General features: G+C 61.6%; 18 protein-coding genes and 1 tRNA gene. 10 read left to right on the forward strand and 9 right to left on the reverse strand.

Annotation, left to right across the window (positions count from 1 at the left end; translation table 11 throughout):
- Positions 1-63 precede the first annotated feature (63 nt).
- Positions 64-1953, forward strand: coding sequence for a propionyl-CoA synthetase (locus ACF8GB_RS13865; protein WP_392515213.1), 1890 nt, complete (start codon positions 64-66; stop codon positions 1951-1953).
- 20 nt (positions 1954-1973) lie between these two features.
- On the opposite strand, the gene zapE is transcribed toward ACF8GB_RS13865, so the two are convergent.
- Entirely contained in the window at positions 1974-3062 is a 1089-nt protein-coding gene (gene zapE / locus ACF8GB_RS13870; protein WP_196124774.1) for a cell division protein ZapE, read from the reverse strand.
- A 120-nt stretch (positions 3063-3182) separates the two neighbouring features.
- A complete protein-coding gene (locus ACF8GB_RS13875; protein ID WP_058637376.1) occupies positions 3183-3425 on the reverse strand; it encodes a DUF465 domain-containing protein in 243 nt (80 codons plus the stop codon).
- Between the two features lie 256 nt (positions 3426-3681).
- Between ACF8GB_RS13875 and ACF8GB_RS13880 the strand changes: the two genes are divergently transcribed.
- Positions 3682-3756: transfer RNA gene (locus tag ACF8GB_RS13880), tRNA-Gln, on the forward strand.
- 156 nt (positions 3757-3912) lie between these two features.
- Here the strand turns inward: ACF8GB_RS13880 and ACF8GB_RS13885 are convergent.
- Genes ACF8GB_RS13885 through ACF8GB_RS13895 form a run of 3 tightly spaced genes read right to left on the reverse strand, consistent with a single transcriptional unit; the run spans position 3913 to position 9034 of the window.
- The gene (locus tag ACF8GB_RS13885; RefSeq protein ID WP_058637375.1) at positions 3913-6300 is read right to left on the reverse strand and encodes a hybrid sensor histidine kinase/response regulator; all 2388 of its coding nucleotides are present in this window, start codon (positions 6298-6300) and stop codon (positions 3913-3915) included.
- A gap of 13 nt (positions 6301-6313) precedes the next feature.
- On the reverse strand, positions 6314-6772 hold the full coding sequence (locus tag ACF8GB_RS13890; RefSeq protein ID WP_027914629.1) for a response regulator: 459 nt from the start codon (positions 6770-6772) through the stop codon (positions 6314-6316).
- 15 nt (positions 6773-6787) lie between these two features.
- Entirely contained in the window at positions 6788-9034 is a 2247-nt protein-coding gene (locus tag ACF8GB_RS13895; RefSeq protein WP_392474964.1) for an ATP-binding protein, read from the reverse strand.
- Positions 9035-9299: 265 nt separating this feature from the next.
- On the opposite strand from ACF8GB_RS13895, the gene ACF8GB_RS13900 reads away from it, so the two are divergent.
- From ACF8GB_RS13900 to ACF8GB_RS13930, 7 genes are all read left to right on the forward strand, one after another.
- Positions 9300-9827 (forward strand): spore coat U domain-containing protein, encoded by a 528-nt coding sequence (locus ACF8GB_RS13900; protein ID WP_145255320.1) that lies wholly within the window; start codon positions 9300-9302, stop codon positions 9825-9827.
- A gap of 28 nt (positions 9828-9855) precedes the next feature.
- Entirely contained in the window at positions 9856-10392 is a 537-nt protein-coding gene (locus ACF8GB_RS13905) for a spore coat U domain-containing protein (protein WP_058637373.1), read from the forward strand.
- An 18-nt stretch (positions 10393-10410) separates the two neighbouring features.
- Positions 10411-10944, forward strand: coding sequence for a spore coat U domain-containing protein (locus tag ACF8GB_RS13910; RefSeq protein ID WP_058603835.1), 534 nt, complete (start codon positions 10411-10413; stop codon positions 10942-10944).
- Positions 10945-10947: 3 nt separating this feature from the next.
- The gene (locus tag ACF8GB_RS13915; protein WP_058603836.1) at positions 10948-11451 is read left to right on the forward strand and encodes a spore coat U domain-containing protein; all 504 of its coding nucleotides are present in this window, start codon (positions 10948-10950) and stop codon (positions 11449-11451) included.
- A 38-nt stretch (positions 11452-11489) separates the two neighbouring features.
- The gene (locus tag ACF8GB_RS13920) at positions 11490-12266 is read left to right on the forward strand and encodes a molecular chaperone (RefSeq protein ID WP_197843968.1); all 777 of its coding nucleotides are present in this window, start codon (positions 11490-11492) and stop codon (positions 12264-12266) included.
- 99 nt (positions 12267-12365) lie between these two features.
- Positions 12366-14663 carry a fimbria/pilus outer membrane usher protein gene (locus tag ACF8GB_RS13925; RefSeq protein ID WP_153302532.1) on the forward strand — a complete coding sequence of 766 codons (2298 nt, stop codon included), beginning with the start codon at positions 12366-12368 and terminating at the stop codon, positions 14661-14663.
- Positions 14660-15628: a spore coat protein U domain-containing protein gene (locus ACF8GB_RS13930; RefSeq protein ID WP_392527173.1), complete on the forward strand. Its 969-nt coding sequence runs from the start codon at positions 14660-14662 to the stop codon at positions 15626-15628. Before ACF8GB_RS13925 ends, ACF8GB_RS13930 begins: the two co-directional genes overlap by 4 nt.
- 8 nt (positions 15629-15636) lie before the next feature.
- Here the strand turns inward: ACF8GB_RS13930 and ACF8GB_RS13935 are convergent, their stop codons facing one another.
- The 4 genes from ACF8GB_RS13935 to ACF8GB_RS13950 form a co-directional block, all read right to left on the reverse strand.
- Positions 15637-16785, reverse strand: a complete 1149-nt coding sequence (locus ACF8GB_RS13935; RefSeq protein ID WP_392527174.1) for a M14-type cytosolic carboxypeptidase — start codon at positions 16783-16785, stop codon at positions 15637-15639.
- 84 nt (positions 16786-16869) lie between these two features.
- Positions 16870-17334 (reverse strand): nuclear transport factor 2 family protein, encoded by a 465-nt coding sequence (locus ACF8GB_RS13940; protein ID WP_058637368.1) that lies wholly within the window; start codon positions 17332-17334, stop codon positions 16870-16872.
- Positions 17335-17525: 191 nt separating this feature from the next.
- Positions 17526-18020: a DUF934 domain-containing protein gene (locus ACF8GB_RS13945; RefSeq protein WP_027914639.1), complete on the reverse strand. Its 495-nt coding sequence runs from the start codon at positions 18018-18020 to the stop codon at positions 17526-17528.
- Positions 18004-19656 (reverse strand): nitrite/sulfite reductase, encoded by a 1653-nt coding sequence (locus ACF8GB_RS13950; protein WP_196185579.1) that lies wholly within the window; start codon positions 19654-19656, stop codon positions 18004-18006. Before ACF8GB_RS13950 ends, ACF8GB_RS13945 begins: the two co-directional genes overlap by 17 nt.
- Positions 19657-19867: 211 nt before the next feature.
- Between ACF8GB_RS13950 and ACF8GB_RS13955 the strand changes: the two genes are divergently transcribed.
- Positions 19868-20950, forward strand: coding sequence for an ABC transporter substrate-binding protein (locus tag ACF8GB_RS13955; RefSeq protein WP_196185578.1), 1083 nt, complete (start codon positions 19868-19870; stop codon positions 20948-20950).
- The last annotated feature ends 147 nt before the right edge of the window (positions 20951-21097 follow it).

Below are 21097 nucleotides of genomic sequence, written 5' to 3' on the forward strand. Positions count from 1 at the left end.
GGGTACAGGGCATCCATACTCAGCGTTCGCCCTTCAAGAACAACAACATCGGGTCAACTCACCATGAGCTATCAGCACAGTTACGCCCAATCCATTGCCGACCCCGCCGCCTTCTGGGCAGAGCAGGCGCGCTCGGTAGCTTGGTACCGCGAACCCACCGTAGTCCTCGAGAACAATGCCGATGGCACTCACCAGTGGTTCCCTGACGCAAGCTTGAACAGTTGCTATCTGGCTCTGGATCATCAGATCGAGCAGGGTCGGGGGGATCAGTTGGCGCTGATTTACGATTCCCCGGTGACCGGCACACAGCAGTCATTCTCTTACCTTCAGCTTCGCGAAGAGGTCGCGCGGCTGGCCGGCTTGCTGCGCCAGCTGGGGGTGCAAAAAGGCGATGGCGTCATCATCTACATGCCGATGGTGCCCCAGGCCGCCATGGCCATGTTGGCCTGCGCGCGCATTGGTGCTGTTCACTCGGTGGTATTCGGCGGGTTTGCGGCCAATGAACTGGCGTTGCGCATCGATGACGCGCGCCCGGTGTTGCTGCTGACCGCTTCCTGTGGGCTGGAGTTCGAGCGGGTCATCGAGTACAAGCCATTGGTTGATCGCGCCCTGGCGCTGGCCCGCCACCGCCCGCGCAACGTATTGGTCTGGCAGCGGCCCCAGGCGCAAGCGCCATTGCAGGCAGGGCGAGACCTGGATTGGGCTCAGTCCGTAACCGATGCGCAGCCAGTGGCGCCTGTTGAACTGGGTGCGGCAGACCCGCTGTACATCATGTACACCTCAGGTACCACCGGCAAACCTAAAGGCATCGTTCGCGAGAATGGCGGCAATGCCGTAGCGCTGCACTATGCCATGCGCACCGTCTACGGCATGCAGCCAGGCGATGTCTGGTGGGGCATCTCCGACGTGGGCTGGGTGGTGGGGCACTCCTTGATCGTGTACGGGCCGCTGATGTGCGGCTGCACGAGTGTATTTTACGAAGGCAAGCCCATCCGCACACCGGATGCTTCTGCCTACTGGCGGGTGGTTGAGCAGTACAAGGTCAATGCGCTGTTCTGTGCGCCCACGGCCATGCGTGCCGTCCGCAAGGAGGACCCTGACGCCGAACTGCTACGCAAGCATGACCTGAGTTCGTTGCGCCAGTTGTTCCTGGCAGGCGAAAAACTCGATTCCAGTACCCATCAATGGCTGGAGCGGGTAAGCGGCAAGCCGGTGCATGATCATTGGTGGCAGACCGAGACCGGCTGGCCGGTGACTGCGCCCTGCGTGGGGCTCGAGGGTAGCGCGGCAAGAGCAGGGTCGAGCAATCGCGCGGTGCCCGGGTACCATGTGCAGGTGCTCGATGACGACGGCCATCTGGTCGGGCCCAATCACCAGGGCGCGATCGTCATCGCACTGCCGTTGCCGCCAGGCTGCAGCCAGACGTTGTGGGGCGATCACCCGCGCTATGTCCAGGCTTACTTAAGTACGTACCCCGGCTACTACCACACAGGTGACGGCGGCTATCTGGATGAGGACGGGTTCGTCTACATCATGGGTCGCACAGATGATGTGATCAATGTTTCCGGGCATCGTCTTTCCACCGGCGAGATGGAGGATCTGGTCGCGCGTCATTCTGCTGTCGCCGAGTGCGCAGTGATCGGCGTTCACGATGACATCAAAGGGCAGGTGCCACTCGCGTTGGTGGTGCTCAAGGACGGCGCCGGCATTGTGGAGTCGCAGTTGCTCGTCGATCTTGTGGCCAGCGTACGTGAGGAGATTGGCGCATTGGCCTGCTTCAATCAGGTCCGGCTGGTCAAGCGTCTGCCCAAGACCCGGTCAGGCAAGATTCTGCGGGCGGTACTGCGCAAGATCGCCGATGGACAAGCGTACACGCCTCCCTCTACGGTGGACGATCCGGCAGTCCTCCAAGAAATCGAAGCGGTGCTCTCAGGGCTTGCGAGGGCGAGCTAAGACGGCTAGCCCGGCCCCGCTCAGCTTTCGGCGCCGGCGGGGCCCACTTGCTGTAGCTGGCCCAGGCGACTACGCGTGCGCATCAGGTCTGCAAGCGATCCCTCAAGGCTTTCTGCCAGCGGGCGCGAGCCAATGAGAGTCAGTTGCCGGTCCTGGTCGTAGAGCACGTCGACCACGTTGACGAAACGCTGCTGGGCAGCAAGCGAGCATGTCCCCAGGTCGCCCAGGCCTTCGATGATCCAGTGGGAGTATTGCTGGGCAAGTGCCAGGTAATCGATCACGGCTGTGGGCTGCTCGCACAGGTCTTCGAAAGTGAACCTGATCTGGTCGCCCTCAGCGCCCTGTAGGCGTAGCGGACGATTATTGACCATGAGGGTATCGCCCTGGGTCGTCGGCATGTGCAGGGACTGGCGCTGCATATCGGTACCGGGCCAGATGTAACGGCCCTGCGTGAAGCGTTGCAGTGCACGGTTGGCCGGCAGGCTGCGAAAGTCCGTTTTACCGCCGACTTCCTTGATGACCATGCAGTGGTTGATCAGGTCGATCACAGGCTGGAATCGCTGGTGGTAAAGCGGATTGGGCAGCAACCCTTCAGGTGCGTAGTTGCTGGTGAGCACCAGCAATGTGCCCCGTGCGAACAGGGCCTCGAATAACCGCGTCAACAGCATGGCATCCCCAATGTCATGCACATGAAATTCATCGAAACACAGGATGTCGTTCTGTCCGATCAATTCGTCGAGCGTGATGCCGATGGCGTCACCACTTGCCTGGTGGCGATGCACGCCCTGATGCAAGCGGGCGAAGAAATCATGGAAGTGCCAGCGCAGCTTGGCTGGGCTGGGCACCCACTGGAAGAAGCCATCGAGTAACCAGCTTTTACCACGACCGACCGGGCCGTGCAGGTACACGCCCGTAGCGTGCCCCGCTCTGTGCTGTTCAACCTGCTGCGACATGCAGGTGATGGCCTGACGTTGACTCTCGCTAAGCGTAAAGCCGCATCGGCGGGCCTTGTCATCGAAAGCGCCAGCCAAGTCATTACTGGGCGCTGCTGCACAGTGACTAAAGCGCTTGCCAAGGTGGCGCAGCGGGGCAGGTATCCAGGCGGGCAAAGGCTCGTTTCCTTGTAACAGACGGTAGCGAGAATCTTGCACTAGCCTTGGCTGTATGACCAATCGAGAAAGTGACCGTCAGTGATCACCTGCTGCGATAGGTCACCGCACCCGGGCACCTTATGCCTTGGGTTGCAGTTGACGCTCGATCATGTACTTCACGGTCAACCGGCGCTCCTTGAGACGGCGAAGGTCTTCGTCCTCGAAATTGCCTGCCGAGATGGATTCGGCCGCCAGCACCTGGTTGTCAATGTCGACATATTCGTCGAGCAAGCGGTCCAGGGCTTTATCGGTCTGACGGCGTTGTTGAACGATTTCACGAGGGTAGTGCAGGTCTTGATACAGATCGTGTGAAACAGGCATGGCATCCTCCAGGGGCATGACGGTGGCGATAACCATTGGAATGAAGGTTTGCGATTGCGTTGACGAGAAGGGGCAGGAATGCGACGAACGGTATTGCCGCATTGTTGCTGACGACTAACTCGCTGTTTTTCGGTAATTTTTTTAACAGAGGGCTTCCCAAGCTCCAACATTGTTGATAAAGTGCCGCGCATTCCAAGACAACAACGCGTTGTCAGTTACTTGGAGTTGTCAGAGCAGCTTCAGCTGCATCCGATACAGGGGCGTCGCCAAGCGGTAAGGCAGCAGGTTTTGATCCTGCCATGCGTTGGTTCGAATCCAGCCGCCCCTGCCATTTTCTACATCTCTATTTTCAGTGCATGGGCTACCAGCGCTGAATTCGTCGTTTCTGAGATTCGCAATTTTCCGGCAGATTTCCTTTGATCGAGAGGCGCATCCTGCAAAGCGCCTCTTTTCAAAAGCCGTCCCTGGCGGATCCTCAACCTATGCGTCAGCTCGCTGTACCCAGCATCTCGTTCAGTGCCCTGGCAAGTTCGTCAGCTTGTACCGGCTTTTGAATGACCAGGCTATCGGGCAAGTCCAGCCCTTGGAGCTCCGCATAACCCGTCAGGAACACCACGCGCAGGTTGGGGTAGCGCTCTCTGGCCGCCATGGCCAGCTGAGCGCCATTGAACTCAGGCATGGCGAAGTCGGTGAGAAGCAAGTCGATATCATCGTCCAGCAGGGCCAGTGCCTGCTCCCCGCTGTGTGCCTGGCGAACCTGATACCCATACTGACGCAGGACATCGCCTAGCATGTCGCGCACCAGATGGTCGTCATCCACCAGCAGCACATTACGGTTGTAGCCGCTCTCGGTGATGGTATGGGTCAATGGCAGCGGTTCCGGTTCGCTCACGACCTGATCCTTCACCGCAGGCAAATAGACGGCCACTTCGGTGCCTCTACCCGGTGCGGTATCAATGCGCACCCCGCCGCCCGACTGCTTGGCAAACCCGAAGACCTGCGCCAGGCCCAGGCCGGAGCCCTTGCCGATGTCCTTGGTGGTGAAGAACGGTTCGAAGACCTTGGCCAGTACCTCCTCGCTCATGCCGCACCCCGTGTCGCGGATGCTCATCATGACGTACTCGCCAGGGTCTGGATCTTCCGGGCGGCGTGGCAAGTCATCGATGCGCGTGTTGCGTGTGGACAAGGTCAGCTGGCCGCCCTCGGGCATGGCGTCGCGGGCGTTGATCGCCAGGTTCAGGATGATCATCTCGGTCTGGGTCGGGTCCGTAAGCGCCTGCCAGAGTGATTTGTCCAGATCCAGGCGTACAGAGACATTGCCGCCCAGGGTGCGGCGTAGCAGTTCTTCGAGTCCATCAAGCGTGCGGTTCAGGTTCAGCGGCACGGGTTCGAGCCGTTGGCGCCTGGAAAATGCCAGCAATTGCGAGGTCAGCTTGGCGCCGCGTTCACCCGCTTCCCTGATGTGAGTAAGCCTGGTTCGTGCCTTCTCGACATCGGCTTTCACCAGGTCGCGCTCCAGAAAGCTCGCCCCAGTCAGGATCACAGTCAGCAAGTTGTTGAAGTCGTGGGCCACGCCCGCGGTAAGCTGGCCCACAGCCTCCAGACGCTGCATCTGTTGCAGGGCGGCCTCGATACGCTCACGCTCGCTGATCTGTTCGCGCAGGCGGGCATTGGCCTCGGCCAAACCCATTGCCGTTTCACGCTCACTGGTAATGTCCCGCGCGACCACATAGAGCAGGGTGTCTTCGGGTACCACGACCCACGACAGCCAACGCTGCTGGCCGCCTGCGTGCAGAATCCGGCCAACGAAACGCGCGCTGGTGCGCCCATGGGCCAGGGACGCCAGTTCGGTTAGCAGCAGTTCCTGATCCGCCTCTGGTAGCAGGTGCAACAGCGACGACTGGCTCAAACGTTCACGCGAAAGGCCCAGACTGGCTTCCCAGGCTGGGTTTAGCGCCACCGGTGTCAGGTCGTGGTTGAGCACGGCCAGCAGGTCCTGGGAGAGCTCCCAGGCACGGTCGCGCTCGCGGGTACGTCGCTCGACACGCTCGCCGAGCATTTCGTTGAGTTGGCGCAATGCCTGGGTGGCCACGCGCTGGGTGTGAACATCCTGAAGAACACCTGAAAAACGTACGCACTTGCCGTCGACGAACTGGCTCTGGCCACTGCTCAGGACCCACCGGGGCTCCTGGCCATCGGGCGGCACGATGCGAAACTCCATGCGATAGTTGCCGCCACTTTCCGGGAGCATGGCCAGGTCGACAGCTTTGCGAACCATCTCCACGTCGTCTGGATAAATGCCAGCGTAGAACACCTCCAGGCTCATCTCGGTGTCCAGCGGCAGGCCGAACATTGCCTTGCAGCGTTCATCCCACGCCAGCACTCCCTCTTGGGGCCTCAAGTCCCAGGTCCCCATGCCCGCAGCGTTGATAGCAATGCGCGCGCGTGCTTCCACCTCCGCCAAGGCCTCCTCGGCGCGGCGTCTGCGCTGGCGCTCCTGCACCTCGGTGAGTGCACGGCGCACTGCCTTGGGCAACAACGGCAGGTTTTTCTTGAGCACGTAATCGGTGGCGCCCAGGCGGATCATCTCTACCGCATGTTCCTCGCCGTAGATACCGGAGAGGAAAATGAAGGGCACATCAGGGGCCAGGCGTTGGGCGATCGAGAGCACTTCGGTGCCGGATGACCCAGGCAATACGCAATCACACAGGATCAGGTCATAGCGCCCTTCGCGAAGGGCATGCTCGACGCCGTTGTGATCGAAGACCAGGTGAGACTGGATGCGCAGACCGCTGCGCTCAAGGCGCATCAGGGTGAGCTCGGCGTCCATCGAGCTGTCTTCGACCATCAGTAGATTCAGCGGGGTAGACTGCATCGTGGTGCAGGCCTCAGTTGCCGCGACGGTTCAGGCGCAACGAGCCGGGTGGAGGCTCGTTGAGTACCGCCCAGAAGATGCCCAGGTCGGAAATGGCGGCAACGAATTCCTTGAACTCGACGGGTTTGACCACATAAGCGTTGACGCCCAGTTCGTAGGCGCGCAGCAGGTCGGGTTCTTCGCGGGACGAGGTCAGCATCACGGTCGGAATACTGCGCAGCTCCGGGGACGCACGCAGCGCCTTCAGTACCTCCAGCCCATCGACTTTCGGCAGCTTGAGGTCGAGCAAAATCACGGCAGGGTTGCCGTCGTCGCGGTCGGCGTAGGCCTCGCGGCGCAACAGGTAATCCAAGGCATCTGCGCCGTCGCGCAGCACGATGACTTCGTTGGCCAACTGGCTGCGCTCCAGTGCCAGGAGTGTCAGCTCCAGGTCCCGAGGGTTGTCCTCGACCAGCAAGATGGGTTTGAGCATGATAGGTGCGGTACCTCAGTGTGTCGCGGATGGGCGCGGTAAAGTGAAATGAAAACTGGCGCCTTTGTCGATCTGGCCTTCGGCCCAGACACGGCCATCGTGCCTTTCAATAATGCGGCGAACACTGGCAAGGCCAATGCCCGTGCCTTCGAAATCCTCCATGCGATGCAAGCGCTGGAAGACGCCGAACAGCTTGCTGGCATAGGCCATGTCGAAGCCCACGCCATTGTCCCGGATACAGACCTCGGTCTCGGTTGGGTGCTGCACTGCTGTGATCTCGATGCGGGCAGGTGTCCGTCCACGGGTGTATTTGATGGCATTTGCCACCAGGTTGTTCAATGCCAGGTTGATGAATGCCGGGTCGCCATAGGCCCGGGGCAGCGGCGCGATGTCCCAGATGATCTCACGCCCGGCGTAGTCGGGTGCCAGTTCAGCGCGAATGGCTTCGACCAGAGCGTTGAGGTCCACTTCCGACATGCGCAGGGCAGAGCGGCCCATGTGCGAGAAATGTAGCAAATTGTCGACCAGGTTGCCGGCAAAATGCGCCGCTTCGCCGATGTGTTGCAAGAACCTTTTGCCCCGTTCACTCAAACCGTTGCCTTCCATTTCACCCAGCAATTCCGTATACCCCGCGATATGGCGCAAGGGCGCCCGCAGGTCGTGGGAAACACTATACGAGAATGCCTCGAGCTCCTTGTTGGAGCGGCGCAATTCGTTGGCCATCTGCGCCAGTTCTTCAGCCTTGCGCAGCACGATACCCAGGACCGCATTGCGCAACTCCATTACGCCCTCGATGACCAACGGGTCCCAGGGTGCACAGTAACCGTGCAGTTGCTCCTGCCAGCGTTCGAAACTATGGCGAGGCGCGAGGTTGCCCAGTGGTGCGACTTCCTTGGTAGGCTGCCCAGCCCATTGGACGCTACGCACCTGTTCGGGGCGGAACCACAGCAGGTAGTGCGAGTGGATTTTAGAGATGGCCACTGCCAGTACGCCGCCGACATGCTCGGCCAATTCGGGCAGCTCGCTGACGTCACGGCGTACATTATCCGTCTGGAAAACATCTTCACCTTGGCGGGCTAGCCAATGGACCAGCGCATTGACCTGTGCCTCTGGCGGGACAGCTCCGATCAGCTCGCAATGCTCGGCAGAAATGATCGCAGCGCCTTGAGCACCTGCAAACGCCAGGAGCACATCGGGCAACGTACGCAGGCCTTCGCTGACACTATCGTGGTCGGCCATGGAAGAAATCATCCGCACGATGTACCGCCGCAATTCCAGTAACTGGTGAGTGCGGGCATGGGCTTCACGGGATTCGATCTGCAGGGACAGGACGCTGGCCAGCAGTTCACAAGCGGTACGTGTGCGCAGGGCCACCGATCGCGGTTGTGCGTGATGGCACGAAATGAGTCCCCACAGTTTGCCATCCACCACGATGGACAATGACATCGATGCCAGCGTATCCATGTTGCGCATGTATTGCAGGTGCACGGGCGATACGCTACGCAAGCTCGTGAAGCTCATGTCCAGCGGTTTGCCGGTGGTTGGGTTGAGTGGCGGTATCAAGGGAGACGGCTGATAGTTGGCATCTTCGATGACGCGGATGCGGTTGACCCGATAGAGCTCACGCGCCTGACGCGGTATGTCCGAGGCAGGGAAGCACAGGCCCAGGAAACTTGGATAACCTGCGTCGGCAACCTCGGCCAGTACCTGGCCATTGCCCTCGGCATCGAAGCGATAGGCCTTGACCCGTCCGAAGCCGGTCACGCGCTTGAGCTGAATCACGGTCTGCTGCAACAACTCTTCCAGGCTGCCCGCCAGGTGCAGGCTGCTGACGAAGGTGCGCACCAATGGGTAGTAATCACCTTGGGCCGTCAGGTCCTCGGGCACTCTGTGCGGCTCGAACTCGACGATTAGCACTTGATCGTGCCGGTGTACCAGCAGATGGAGCTCCTCCCGGCAAGGTGCCGTGTCGTGCAAGCGCACATCACCGATATGGAAAGGAAAGACCTCGTCCTCCGGCAGCCTCGCCAACTGCTGGCGCAAGTCAAAGCCGGCCTGGACGATTTCGCCGAAGTTGCAACCGAGCACCGATTCGGCGGGCGTTCCCAGCCACTGCACGATGTTTTCACTCGCCTGTAGGACCTGCAGATGCTCGGGGTCGAGCACCAGAACAAAACCGTGAGGCTGAACGCTACCCGGCACTTGAATGGGCTCTTGAGCGCAGCGTTCGATCGCCTGTGCAAGGGTTCGGTCGGTGGTCATCGAAGAAAACGCTCCTGTCATTTGGGACCCTGCATGCCGCAAGAGTCTGGGGCAGGATAATGGTGATATACCCTATCAGAATATCGCCTCGCCTGCCGTGCTTGGCCGTTGAACCCACTTTGCATGAAGGCTGCTTCGCGCTGTCCAGATCTTGCCATGGCCGTTACTGCTTTTTTGCTAATACCAAAAAACAGGCGTGTCGGCCGGTTCGAAGGTGAGCCCGCTGCTAGGCTTGAAACGAGTGTTGAATGGCAGGGACGCTAACGTGAACAATCGCTTGTTTGCCGCGCTTGTGGGCCTGCTGCCAGTCGGCAGTGCCGTGGCGGCAGATTTTCTGGTCGAAGTGAGGGTGTTGGTGGAGCGCGGCTGCATGCTCGTCAACCCTGCCCGGGAGGCGGGAGCACAGGCACTCGGGCGCATCGACTTTGGTGCAGTGTCACGATTGGATGGCCCGCAAGCATCTCGAAGTGGAACGCTGTTGGGGCCTTCAGTGCCGCGGCTGGAGTGCAACCCGGACACGCCCTATCAGGTACGCGTGGACGCTGGCCAACATGGTGGGAGCGGTGCGGTGCGGTTCCTGGCCATGTCAGGCTCCAGCGCCAGGCCCATTCCCTACCGGTTATTTCGTGATGCGGCCGGGCGGCAGCCGATGTTGGTCGATGAGCCGCAATCATCACGGGTGCCTGGCAGCGGCTGGGTCGACCTGCCGTTGTACGCGAGGCTGGACAAGCTGGCCTGGGCCCCTGAAGCAGGGCGGTATGCCGACATGCTCAAAGTGACGGTCACCTGGTAGGTCAACCCATGCACAAGCACGTGAGGCCATGAACCGTTCCTCGATGCTGCTGCTGACCCTTGGTCCCTTGATCGTACCGGGCGGGGCGGCGCACGGCACCAGCACCGGTTTCATCCAGGCGCAACTGATCATCAGCGCTGCTTGCCAGATCAGCAGCGATGAAACGCAACCGGCGACACTGGCCAACCCTGGATTGATGGATTTCGGTGCCCGAGGCCCCAATTGGGAAGAGCCCGTGCGCAGTCGAGTGGATGACGTCGGCACCCAGGGCAGCTTGCAGATCAGCTGCACGCCTGAAGTGCGTGCGTTCAGGGTGAGCATCAATGCGGGCATGAACGGCGACGACGGGATACGCCGCCTGAGCAATGGGCGCGAGTTGATCCCTTACCAACTGGCCGTCGATCCTGCTGGCCGCAGCCACTATCCGGTCGGCCAGGCTCGGCCCTTCGTCATCAGCAGCACCCGGCAGATGCCCATTCCCATCTATGGCGTGCTGGTCGCACAGCCTCGTGCGCTACCCGCTGGCCTGTATCGCGACACCCTCAGAGTGACCCTGGACTGGTAACCCATCAAGGAGATATCGATGCGAACCCACCTCTCACGCTGCATCCTCGCCGGGCTGGGCATGGCGCTGGCGTCCCAGGCGCCGGCAGCCACCGTCACCGGTACCATAAACTCGACACTGACCCTGATTGCGGCTTGCCAGGTCAACGGCAGCTCAGGCACCTCGGGCCTGAATTTCGGCAGCCTGAACTTCGGCACTCAGGATGCCTTGTTCGGTACGGCCAACGCGCAGGTGCTCGGCGGCAGCGGCGGGGCACTGAGTGTGCTGTGTTCAGCGGGCACGGTGCCGGCCATTCGAGTACGCGCAGGCGCCCACGATGGTCAGTCCACCGGGGGCACCCGTGCTCTGGCAGACGGCGCCGGCAATTTCGTTCCCTATGACTTCTATACCGATGCGGGGCGCACGCAGTTGCTGGCCATCGACGGCACGATCACGTTGCCGACCAGCACCGGGGTCGCGCAAACCGTCAACCTCTATGGGCAGGCGCGTGGCAAGGCAGGTCTGCCCGCGGGGGTCTATACCGACACCGTCGCCGTCGAGCTGTCGTTCTGAGGCATGCGCGTTTGGCGTGCAGGGACCGTTGCCGGGTGCATGCTGATGCTGGCTGGCCCCCTGGGTGCGGCCACCACCAGTACCTTCGCGGTAAATGCGCAAGTTGTCGCCGGTTGTCTGGTCATAGGGGGCGCCACGCAGTACGGCACTCTGAACTACGGTACGCAGTCAGCCTTGTCCACGGCCGTGCTGAGTACGGCATTGGGCGGTTCGAGCGTGACGCTGCAGTGCACGCCAGGGGTAGTGCTGAGCATGAGCCTGGATGCTGGCCAGAACGCGAACGCAGGCGTGCGCAACCTCAAGCGTACGGGAGGCACGCAGGTAGTGCCCTACCAGTTGTACCAGGATGCTGCGTTGGCGCAGGGCATCGGCATTGGGCAAAACGTGAACGTGAGTTATGCCGACCCTGCAGCGGTAAGGCTGCCAGTCTACGGAAGGCTCCAACTACCCGGAACGGTGCCTGCCGGTACTTATACCGACGTGGTCCAGGTGACATTGACCTGGTGACCGGTCGATTCGCCACCATACCGTCCAAGGAGGGCTTCATGAGAGAACGCAGCAAATGGATCCGAGCCTTGTTGCTGATGTGCAGCGTGGCTGGCCAGCCGGTGTTAGCCGCCACGTCGGTACTGATCTGGCCCATTGACCCTGTGCTGGAAGCGGGACAGAAGGCAGGGGCGCTGTGGCTGGAAAATCGCGGGACCGCGGCGGCAAGCCTTCAAGTGCGTGTATTTGCCTGGCGTCAGGGGCGCTTCGAGGAGCAGTTCAGCGCACAACGTGAAATCATCGGCAGCCCGCCGGTGGCCACTATCGCACCCGGTCAGAAGCAGCTCATTCGCCTGACGCGCACAGGTGCGGCACCTGCCGGTCAGGAACAGGCCTACCGCATCATCATCGACGAAATTCCCCCCGCAGTGCCCGTGGACAAAGCCGAGGCCGGGACCACGGCCGCAATTCGCCTGCAGATGCGCTACTCGGTGCCGCTGTTCGTCTACGGGGAAGGCTTGTGGGGCCGCCCGGACCCGAACGGCGAGCGCAACGAGCAGGGTGTAGGCAAGCCCCAGCTGACCTGGCAGCCGGTGATGATACAGGGCAAGCCGTACATCGAGTTGCGAAACACCGGCCCGGTGCATGCACGCCTGACCGATGTGGTGGTGCAGCAAGGCAACCAGGCCAAACCAGTTGCAGAAGGGCTGCTGGGCTATGTACTGCCCGGGGCCAGCATGCGCTGGCCAGCGCCGCTGGCCGTGGGGGCCGATGGAACACTCAAGGGCCGGGTCAACGGCCAGGGCGAGGCGGCCGTCATCAACCAGGGTCGATAAGTTACAGGCAAGTCACAGGGCCAGGGAGGGCCCGGCAATGGTCAGGACCGATGCGTGAAGAGGTTCGCGACGAAGCGCCTGGGGTATCTGGGGCTGGCACTGGCCGGTTCTACCCTGGTGCTGGCAGACGACCTGCCGCCGCCGCCAACGGAGCTGTCGGCGGTTGCCGATGCCACCTTGTACCTGGACCTCACGGTGAACCAGATGCCAAAGGCTGAATTGGTGCCGGTGCAGCAAAAGGCCGGGCGCCTTTACATAGGCAGTGACGTGCTGCGCGCAGCAGGCCTTGCGTTGCCCGGCGACCCCTCAGGCGACGTGGCCCTGGACGCCGTTGCTGGGATGCATGCCGAATATGACAGCCAGAACCAGCAACTGCGGCTGGATGTGCCCCCAGGCTGGTTGCCGGACCAGCAAGTCGGTGAGCGCACGCTTTACCCGCCTACCGATGCGCGCAGCAGCTTCGGTGCCTTGTTCAACTATGACCTGTACCTGAACGATACCGATGACAGCGGCACCTACCTCGCCGCCTGGAATGAACTACGCGTGTTCGACAGCTGGGGGACCGTGTCCAGCACTGGCCAGTGGCGGCGCTCGTTCAACGGCGTGACGCGCAGTGGCACGGGTGATGGATTCCTGCGTTACGACACCACCTGGCGCTTCACCGACGAGCAACGGATGCTGACCGTCGAGGCCGGTGACCTGATCACCGCCGCCTTGCCCTGGAGTAGCTCAGTGCGCCTGGGCGGGCTGCAGCTATCCAGGGATTTTGCTGCCCGGCCAGACCTTGTGACCTACCCGTTGCCCGCCTTCGCAGGCGAAGCGGCCGTGCCAACGTCCCTTGAGCTTTTCATCAATGGTTACCGGGCCAGCACCACCGAGTTGCAGCCTGGCCCCTATACCCTGACCAACGTCCCTTTCATCAACGGTGCCGGCGAGGCAGTGGTGGTGACCACTGACACCCTGGGCAGGCAAGTGTCCACGACCCTGCCGTTCTATGTGACCAGCAGCCTGTTGCAAAAAGGGTTGACCGACTATGCGGTGGCAGCCGGCAGTCTCAGGCGTGACTATGGGGTGCGCGACTTCGGATACGGCCCAGGCGTGGCCTCGGCCAGCCTGCGCCACGGCCTGAGCGATACCTTCACGCTGGAGGCCCATGCGCAAACGGCCGAGTCCCTGATGCTCGGGGGCCTGGGGACGAACATGCGCCTAGGGCAGTTCGGGGTGCTCAATGCTGCACTTGCCCAAAGCCGTTTGGAAGGCAACCAAGGTCAGCAAATCGCCCTGGGTTATCAATACAACAGTCAACGCCTGGGTTTCAGCTACCAGCGCCTGCAACGCCATGGCGATTACGCCGACCTAACCCGCATCGACCGGCGCGACATGCAGCTGAGCAGGAGCAGCGAGCAGGTGACGCTGAGTTTGAACCTCAACCAGTACGGGAACCTGGGCGCGGGTTATTTCGATGTGCGCGCCGGGGACGGCACCCGCACACGTTTGATCAACCTCAGTTACAGCAGGCCCCTGTGGGGCAACAGCAGTATTTACTTCTCTGCTAACCGAGAGGTGGGTGATCGCCAATGGGCGGCGCAGGCGCAACTGGTGATTCCGTTCGACATGACCGGCACCCTGGCCTTGGGCATCGAACGCAACAAAGACGGCCAGCACCAGCAGCGGGTCAACTACAGCCGGGCGGTTCCGGTGGGTACCGGGGTGGGCTACAACCTCGGGTATGCCACCGGTAGCGATCGCCAGGCTTACCGCCAGGCCGACGCCACCTGGCGCCTGCAGTCGGTCCAGCTGCAGGCGGGTGTCTACGGCAGCAGTGGAGAAATGACCCGGTGGGCCGATGCCAGCGGCTCGATCGTGTGGATGGACGCCGGCCTGTTCGCGGCCAACCGCATCGATGATGCGTTCGTCGTGGTCAGCACCTCTGGCTACGCCGATGTGCCCGTGCGATACGAAAACCAGCCGGTAGGCCGCACCGACAAACGCGGTCACCTGCTTGTGCCCTATAGCAGTGCCTACTACCGAGGCAAATATGAAATAGACCCGATGGATTTGCCGCCTGACATTCTGGCACCGCACGTCGAGCAACGCGTTGCCGTACGCCGTGGCAGCGGTTATCTGCTCGACTTCGAACTCAAGCAGGTGCAGGCAGCTAGCCTGGAACTGGTGGATGGCAATCAGCGACCGCTGAGCCTGGGGAGCCGCGTCAGACACGTGCAAAGCGGCGCCCAGGCCGTGGTGGGGTGGGATGGGCTGGTTTACCTGGAAAATTTGCAGGCCACTAACCGCTTGCAGGTCGAACTGGCGGGGGGAGGGCAGTGCGAGGTCGACTTCACCCTGCCAGAAAGCACCGGCTCGATCCCTTTGATTGGGCCGTTGGTGTGCAAGTGAGCCGCCATCAAGCCTGGCTCTGCGCAGGGTTTCTAGCGCTCTGCGCAGAGCCTGCCCTGGCCAAGTGCGCGTCGGTGGCCACCGCGCCCGCTCTGTTCGGCGCCCTCAATTCAACCCAGGTTCGCACCGCCGTGCAGACAGCATCCACGGCGAACGCCGGTTTACAGTGCAATGGCACGGTATTGAGCGTGCTCAGCAACACCGACTCGTTCAAGCTGACGGTACAGCCGTCCACGGGGGTGTTGCTTGGCCCTACAGGGGATGTCATCCCGTATACGCTCTACGCCGATGCCACCACCAACTTTCCCATCAGCCGCGGTGTTGCATTCGAGTACGGACGCACGGGTATCCTCGACCTGCTGGGCTTGCTCAACGGTACGCCCAAGACTGTACCGTTGTACCTTCGCACCCAGATCGGGAGTAACGTGGCGGCAGGTCTCTATCGGGAGACCCTCAAGCTGGATTGGACCTGGAACTATTGTGAAGGGCTTTCGATGGGCGGATTGTGCATCGGGCGGGATACCGGATCAGGCACCCAGTACCTGACCGTCAGCCTGACGGTGACCAATGATTGTCAGATCGTTACGCCGAATATCAACTTCGGTTCTGCGCCTGTGGTCAGCGCCTTCGCAACGGTAACCCAGAGCCTGAGCGTTTCTTGTACCAAAGGCAGTGCCTACAGCGTCGGGCTCAGCGATGGGCAGAACGTGCTGAGCGGGCGGCGGCGCATGAAGTCGGCTGCCAACAATTACCTGGCATACGACATCTACAAGGGCGCCGGCACCGTTCGCTGGGGCGCGAGCGGTAGCGCCAGGCGGGCCAGTGCCGATGCCGACGTCAACCCGGGCATGGGTACTGGCACTGGCAGTCAGGTTTTCAACTACAACGCCCGCGTCTATACCGACCAGGCTACGCCGCCGGCGGCGAGCTACTCGGACAGCGTGGTACTGGACGTCCAGTTCTGAGAGAAGGCTCAGCGCAGGTCGTCTACCATCGCGGCGAGCGTATCCAATACGGCGCTCGCCAATGCCTTGGAGCGCAGCCCTGACCAGCCCGTGCGCGGGTCGGGGGCATCGTCGTGGTCCTTGAACGGCATCTCCAGGGTCAGTGACAAGCAGTCGTGCGCCATCCCCACGGCGTTGCAGGCCAACGTCGTGTTGGCCTGGCCTGGCGCGTCACGGGTGTACCCATGGGTGGTCTGGAAGTCTGCCGTCAGGCTCATCAGCGTGTTGCGGAAGGTTTCTTCCAGGTGGGCGAGGCGGGCTGTGTAACCTGGGTTGCCCTCGCAGGCGGCAGTGAATACATGGGGGATTTCTTCATCCCCGTGCACGTCGATGAAGGCGTCCACACCATATTGTTTCATCTGCGCCTGGGCGAAGAACACTTCCGGAGTGAGCTCGACATTGGCGTTCTGCCAGGCGCGGTTAAGGTCCTTGCCGGCGTAATTGGTGCGTAGATGGCCCAGGAAGGCACCATCAGGGTTCATGTTAGGAATCAGGTACAGATCAGCGCGGCTCAGCAGTTGCTGGACAGTGGCGTCGCCAGCCTGCAAACGGTCGATCAGCCCCTCCATGAACCACTCGGCCATGTGCTCACCGGGATGTTGCTGGGCGATGAACCACACCTTGCGCTTGCCCGCTGCACCGTCGCCTGCGCGCAGCAGCGGTATGTCGCGACCCTGGACGCTGCGGCCGCTGGCCAGCAATGTGATGCCGGGGAGGGCGAGCGCACGTTCGATCAGTTGATTGTGGCGTGCACGGGGGTAGGGCTCGAAGTAGGCGAACCAGATCTGCGGTTGCTGCGCCGTGATCTCGAAGCTCAGGGCGGTACCATCGAATTGGCTGGGCACCCGAAACCAGGCCTGCTGGTCGTAAGAGGCCACGGCGTTGTAGCCAGTCCAGGCATTCTTGTAAGACGAGCCAGCAGCGTTGTCGAGGCTGAACCGGTGTTTCTGCCCAGGCGTCAGGCCGCTGACGCGAAAGTGAAACCACTGGTAGTGGCCACTGTGGGTGTCCGGCCGGATGGCGAGGCGGACCTGGGCAGGATTGCTGGCGTCGATGACTTCGATGTTGCCAGAATCGAAGTCGCAATCGATATGCAGCGGTGACAGCGTCACGGTCATGGGCGGGCTCCTTGGCGATGTTGTTGTGCAGCTACTGTACACCGCTTGCAGGCCTCAAAGCGCCCCTGTGCGCTTAGCCGTGGTTCAGAGCCCCAACTGGCTGAGGCCCGGATGATCATCAGGGCGTCGGCCGAGCGGCCAATGGAACTTGCGCTCGCTTTCTGCGATTGGGTGCTCGTTGATGCTCGCGTGCCGATAGTGCATCAGCCCGTCCGGGGCGAACTCCCAGTTCTCGTTGCCATATGCCCGGTGCCATTGGCCGCTGTCGTCGCGGTACTCATAGGCATAGCGCACGGCAATACGGTTTTCGGTGAAGGCCCAAAGCTCCTTGATCAGCCGATAATCAAGCTCGCGGTTCCATTTGCGGGTCAGAAAAGCCTCAACCTCGGCTCGCCCACGGGGAAACTCGGCGCGATTGCGCCATACGGTATCGGGGGTATAGGCCAGCGACACCTTGGCAGCATCGCGACTGTTCCAGCCGTCTTCGGCCAGACGGACTTTCTCAATGGCGCTGTCGCGGGTGAAAGGTGGCAGCGGTGGACGGGACATTGCTCGACTCCTCGGCATGAATGTGTCCGAAAAGCGTAGCGTGCCTGGGACAAAGCGAGAATCATCACCAGGCAGACTTCATAATTGCGTCGGCGACAACAATGCTGATGTGTGCGGAGTACCGGTGTGGTCGAGTGTGGGGGCTGCCCGTCACGACCGTGGCAGGTGCACGGCCGTGACGAACAACGGGCTCAGCGCCGGCGGAACAAAGGCAGCGGCTGGTCCGTGGCACCCTGGTAGGTGACCGAGAAGTCCTTCAGGCCCTGCAGGGCGTCTTCGGGGTCCTTGTCGGCGCGGATGGCGAATGCATCGAAACCGCAACGGGCCATGAAGAACAGCTGGTCGCGCAGCACATCGCCGATGGCGCGCAACTCACCCTTGTAGCCGTAGCGGTCGCGCAGCAGGCGCGCATTGGAATAGCTGCGCCCGTCGGTGAAGGCAGGGAAATTCAGGGCGATGACCTGGAAGTGTTGGACGTCCTCGCCAATCTCCTCAGCCTCCTGGTCGCTGTCCAGCCAGATGCCCAGGCCACCGTCGCGGGCTTTCAGGGCATGGGCATGGTCGCGCCACATCTGCAGGGGCACGATGTAGTCGTCGCAGTTGGTCAGTTCGTCGAACGAAGTTTCCTTAGGCAGCAGGTGCCAGGTTTCGTCGACGATCTGGTTGTGCTTAATGATTCGCTGCATACACGCGTTCCTTGAAGGGGTCGATGCCGATGCGTTGGTACGTGTCGATGAAACGCTCTTCTTCAGTGCGTTGTTCGACGTAGACGGCGATCAGCTTCTCGATCACATCGGCCATGTCGTCCTGGGCGAACGAGGGGCCCAGGATCTTGCCAAGGCTGGCGTCGCGCGCGGCGTTGCCGCCCAGCGATACCTGGTAGAACTCTTCGCCCTTCTTGTCCACGCCCAGGATGCCGATATGACCGACGTGGTGGTGACCGCACGCATTCATGCAACCGGAAATGTTCAGGTCGATCTCGCCAATGTCGAACAGGTAGTCCAGGTCGTCGAAACGACGCTGGATGGATTCGGCGATGGGGATAGACTTGGCGTTGGCCAATGAGCAGTAGTCACCGCCTGGGCAGCAGATGATATCGGTCAGCAGGCCAATGTTCGGGGTGGCGAATCCGCTCTCGCGCAGCTCCAGCCACAGGGCATGCAGCTGGCGTTGCTCGACGTCGGCCAGGATGATGTTCTGCTCGTGCGAGGTGCGCAGGAAGCCGAAGCTGTAACGTTCTGCCAAGTCGGCTACGGCGTCGAGCTGCTTGTCGGTGAGGTCACCTGGAGCAACGCCGGTGGGTTTGAGCGACAGGGTCACGGCCACGTAACCAGGGCGTTTATGGGCGCGGGTGTTGCGTGAGCGCCAGCGCGCGAACCCTGGCTGTTCGCTGTCCAGGGCGCTGTAGTCGACATCGTCCAGCGCCAGGTACTGCGGGTCGACGAAGTGACGCGACACGCGCTGCACTTCCGCCTCGGTCAGCGTGCTGCTGCCGCCACGCAGGTGGACCATTTCGGCCTCGACCTTTTCGGCGAAGACTTCAGGTGTCAGGGCCTTGACCAGAATCTTGATCCGCGCCTTGTACTTGTTGTCCCGGCGGCCGTAGCGGTTGTAGACGCGCAGGATAGCGTCCAGGTAGCTGATCAGGTCCTGCCAGGGCAGGAACTCATTGATGAACGAACCGACCACCGGCGTGCGGCCCAATCCGCCCCCGACCAGGACGCGGAAACCCAGCTCGCCAGCGTCGTTGCGCACCGGCTCAAGGCCGATGTCGTGCACTTCGATGGCCGCGCGGTCCTGTTTCGAACCGTTGATGGCGATCTTGAACTTGCGCGGCAGGAAGGCGAATTCCGGGTGGAACGTGGTCCACTGACGGACGATCTCGCACCAGGGGCGCGGGTCGATGACTTCATCGGCGGCAACGCCAGCGAACTGATCGGTGGTGGTGTTGCGCAGGCAGTTGCCGCTGGTCTGGATGGCGTGCATCTGCACGGTCGCCAATTCGGCCAGGATGTCGGGGATATCTTCCAGGGACGGCCAGTTGAACTGCACGTTCTGGCGGGTGGAAATGTGCGCGTAGCCCTTGTCGTAATCGCGGGCGATCTTGGCCAGGGTACGCACCTGCCGGGCATTGAGTTGGCCATAAGGAACGGCGACACGCAGCATCGGCGCGAATCGTTGAATGTATAGGCCGTTCTGCAGGCGCAGCGGGCGGAATTCTTCCTCGCTCAGCTCACCGGCCAGGTAGCGGCGGGTCTGATCACGGAACTGCTTGACGCGGTCCTCGATGATCCGCTGATCGTATTCGTCATATACGTACATAAAAGTCCTGTCTCAGGCATGCAGCTATTCGCGCGCACGGCCGCGCACTCCGGTTCGGAGCCGGGGCACCATAGCAGGTTGTATTTATGCGCAAAAGTGATGTTTTTGCATATGAAAAGAACCAAACGGACTATGTGAGACTGACTGCCATTTATGCGCCAGTTCTGACCCGAGGGGTATAATCCTGGGTTTGCTTCAGAGACGTCAGCCTATGCTCAAGGCCCTGTACCGCTGCCTTTGCCTGTGCTTCGCCCTGCCATTGAGCGCAAGTGCGCAGCCGGTGTCAGTGGTTTTCCTCAACCCGGGCTCGCCAGACGAGACATTCTGGACCAGCTACAGCCGGTTCATGCAGTCCGCCGCTGACGAACTGGGCATGGACTTGCGTGTGGAGTATGGCGAGCGCCGGACCGATCTTGCCCTGAGCCAGGCCCGGGCGGCCCTCGATGGGCCCAGGCGACCTGATTACCTGGTACTGGTAAACGAGCAGTACATCGCCCCTGAGATCATGCGCCTGTCGCAAGGGACGGGGGTCAAGCTGTTGCTGGTCAACAACGGCTTGACGCCTAGCCAGGCGCGGGCTGTCAGCGCTCGGCCTGACAAATTCGCGCAGCCGTTGGGTTCTTTGACCACCAATGACGAACAAGCCGGTTTCCAGATGTTGCGTGAAATGATCGCGCAATTGCCTGCCACCAGTGGCCCAGTGGATTTGGTCGCGTTCTCAGGCGTGAAAACTACGCCTGCCTCGCAGCGCCGGGAAGAAGGCATGCGCCGCGCCTTGGCCGACTTCCCCCAGGTGCGCTTGCGGCAGGTGGTGTACGGCGGGTGGAGCCGGCAGCGCGCCTACGAGCAGGCGCGGTTTCTGCTCGAACGCTACCCACAGACACGGCTTGTATGGTCGGCCAACGACGAGATGGCCTTTGGGGCCATGCAGGCGTTCGAGGAAGCGGGGCTCAAGCCAGGCAAGGATGTCATGTTCAGTGCGGTGAACAGCTCGGGGGAGGCGTTGCGTGCGCGTCTGGATGGGCGCTTGAGTGTACTGATGGGCGGGCATTTCAGCCTTGGGGGCTGGGCCATGGTCATGCTGTATGACGATGCCCACGGCCTGCCGTTCGGGCGCGACGGCCTGCGCAATTACAGCCTGCCTGTGCTGCAGAGCATCGACCAGGCCAAGGCCGGGCAATGGCTTAAACGACTGGAGTTGGCCGACCACGGCGTGGACTTCAAGGCGTACAGCGCGATAGAGCGCACGGCTGGCTATCAGTACCCGTTCCTGACGTCACCGGTCGAATACTGAAAAGCCCTGCTTGAGCAAAGGTCTTTGCTGGTCTTAACTGCCGATTGTGCGGTGCATTCCCATAATCACTACAAGAGGCAATGCCATGACCAATCCAACGAAGTTGCGCAAGCCCAGCCATGGCGTCGATACCTGGGCAATCCTGTG

Origin of the sequence: Pseudomonas sp. xss_4 (assembly GCF_043104125.1) — a bacterium.
GTDB classification, from domain to species: domain Bacteria; phylum Pseudomonadota; class Gammaproteobacteria; order Pseudomonadales; family Pseudomonadaceae; genus Aquipseudomonas; species Aquipseudomonas parafulva_B.

Bases quoted from the DNA above. Each gene is read 5' to 3' on its own strand.
- ACF8GB_RS13865 (WP_392515213.1), top strand. From the start codon at position 64: ATGAGCTATCAGCACAGTTACGCCCAATCCATTGCCGACCCCGCCGCC.
- ACF8GB_RS13875 (WP_058637376.1), bottom strand. From the start codon at position 3,425: ATGCCTGTTTCACACGATCTGTATCAAGACCTGCACTACCCTCGTGAA.
- ACF8GB_RS13885 (WP_058637375.1), bottom strand. From the start codon at position 6,300: ATGCAGTCTACCCCGCTGAATCTACTGATGGTCGAAGACAGCTCGATG.
- ACF8GB_RS13890 (WP_027914629.1), bottom strand. From the start codon at position 6,772: ATGCTCAAACCCATCTTGCTGGTCGAGGACAACCCTCGGGACCTGGAG.
- ACF8GB_RS13895 (WP_392474964.1), bottom strand. From the start codon at position 9,034: ATGACCACCGACCGAACCCTTGCACAGGCGATCGAACGCTGCGCTCAA.
- ACF8GB_RS13905 (WP_058637373.1), top strand. From the start codon at position 9,856: ATGAACCGTTCCTCGATGCTGCTGCTGACCCTTGGTCCCTTGATCGTA.
- ACF8GB_RS13910 (WP_058603835.1), top strand. From the start codon at position 10,411: ATGCGAACCCACCTCTCACGCTGCATCCTCGCCGGGCTGGGCATGGCG.
- ACF8GB_RS13915 (WP_058603836.1), top strand. From the start codon at position 10,948: ATGCGCGTTTGGCGTGCAGGGACCGTTGCCGGGTGCATGCTGATGCTG.
- ACF8GB_RS13920 (WP_197843968.1), top strand. From the start codon at position 11,490: ATGAGAGAACGCAGCAAATGGATCCGAGCCTTGTTGCTGATGTGCAGC.
- ACF8GB_RS13935 (WP_392527174.1), bottom strand. From the start codon at position 16,785: ATGACCGTGACGCTGTCACCGCTGCATATCGATTGCGACTTCGATTCT.
- ACF8GB_RS13940 (WP_058637368.1), bottom strand. From the start codon at position 17,334: ATGTCCCGTCCACCGCTGCCACCTTTCACCCGCGACAGCGCCATTGAG.
- ACF8GB_RS13945 (WP_027914639.1), bottom strand. From the start codon at position 18,020: ATGCAGCGAATCATTAAGCACAACCAGATCGTCGACGAAACCTGGCAC.
- ACF8GB_RS13950 (WP_196185579.1), bottom strand. From the start codon at position 19,656: ATGTACGTATATGACGAATACGATCAGCGGATCATCGAGGACCGCGTC.
- ACF8GB_RS13955 (WP_196185578.1), top strand. From the start codon at position 19,868: ATGCTCAAGGCCCTGTACCGCTGCCTTTGCCTGTGCTTCGCCCTGCCA.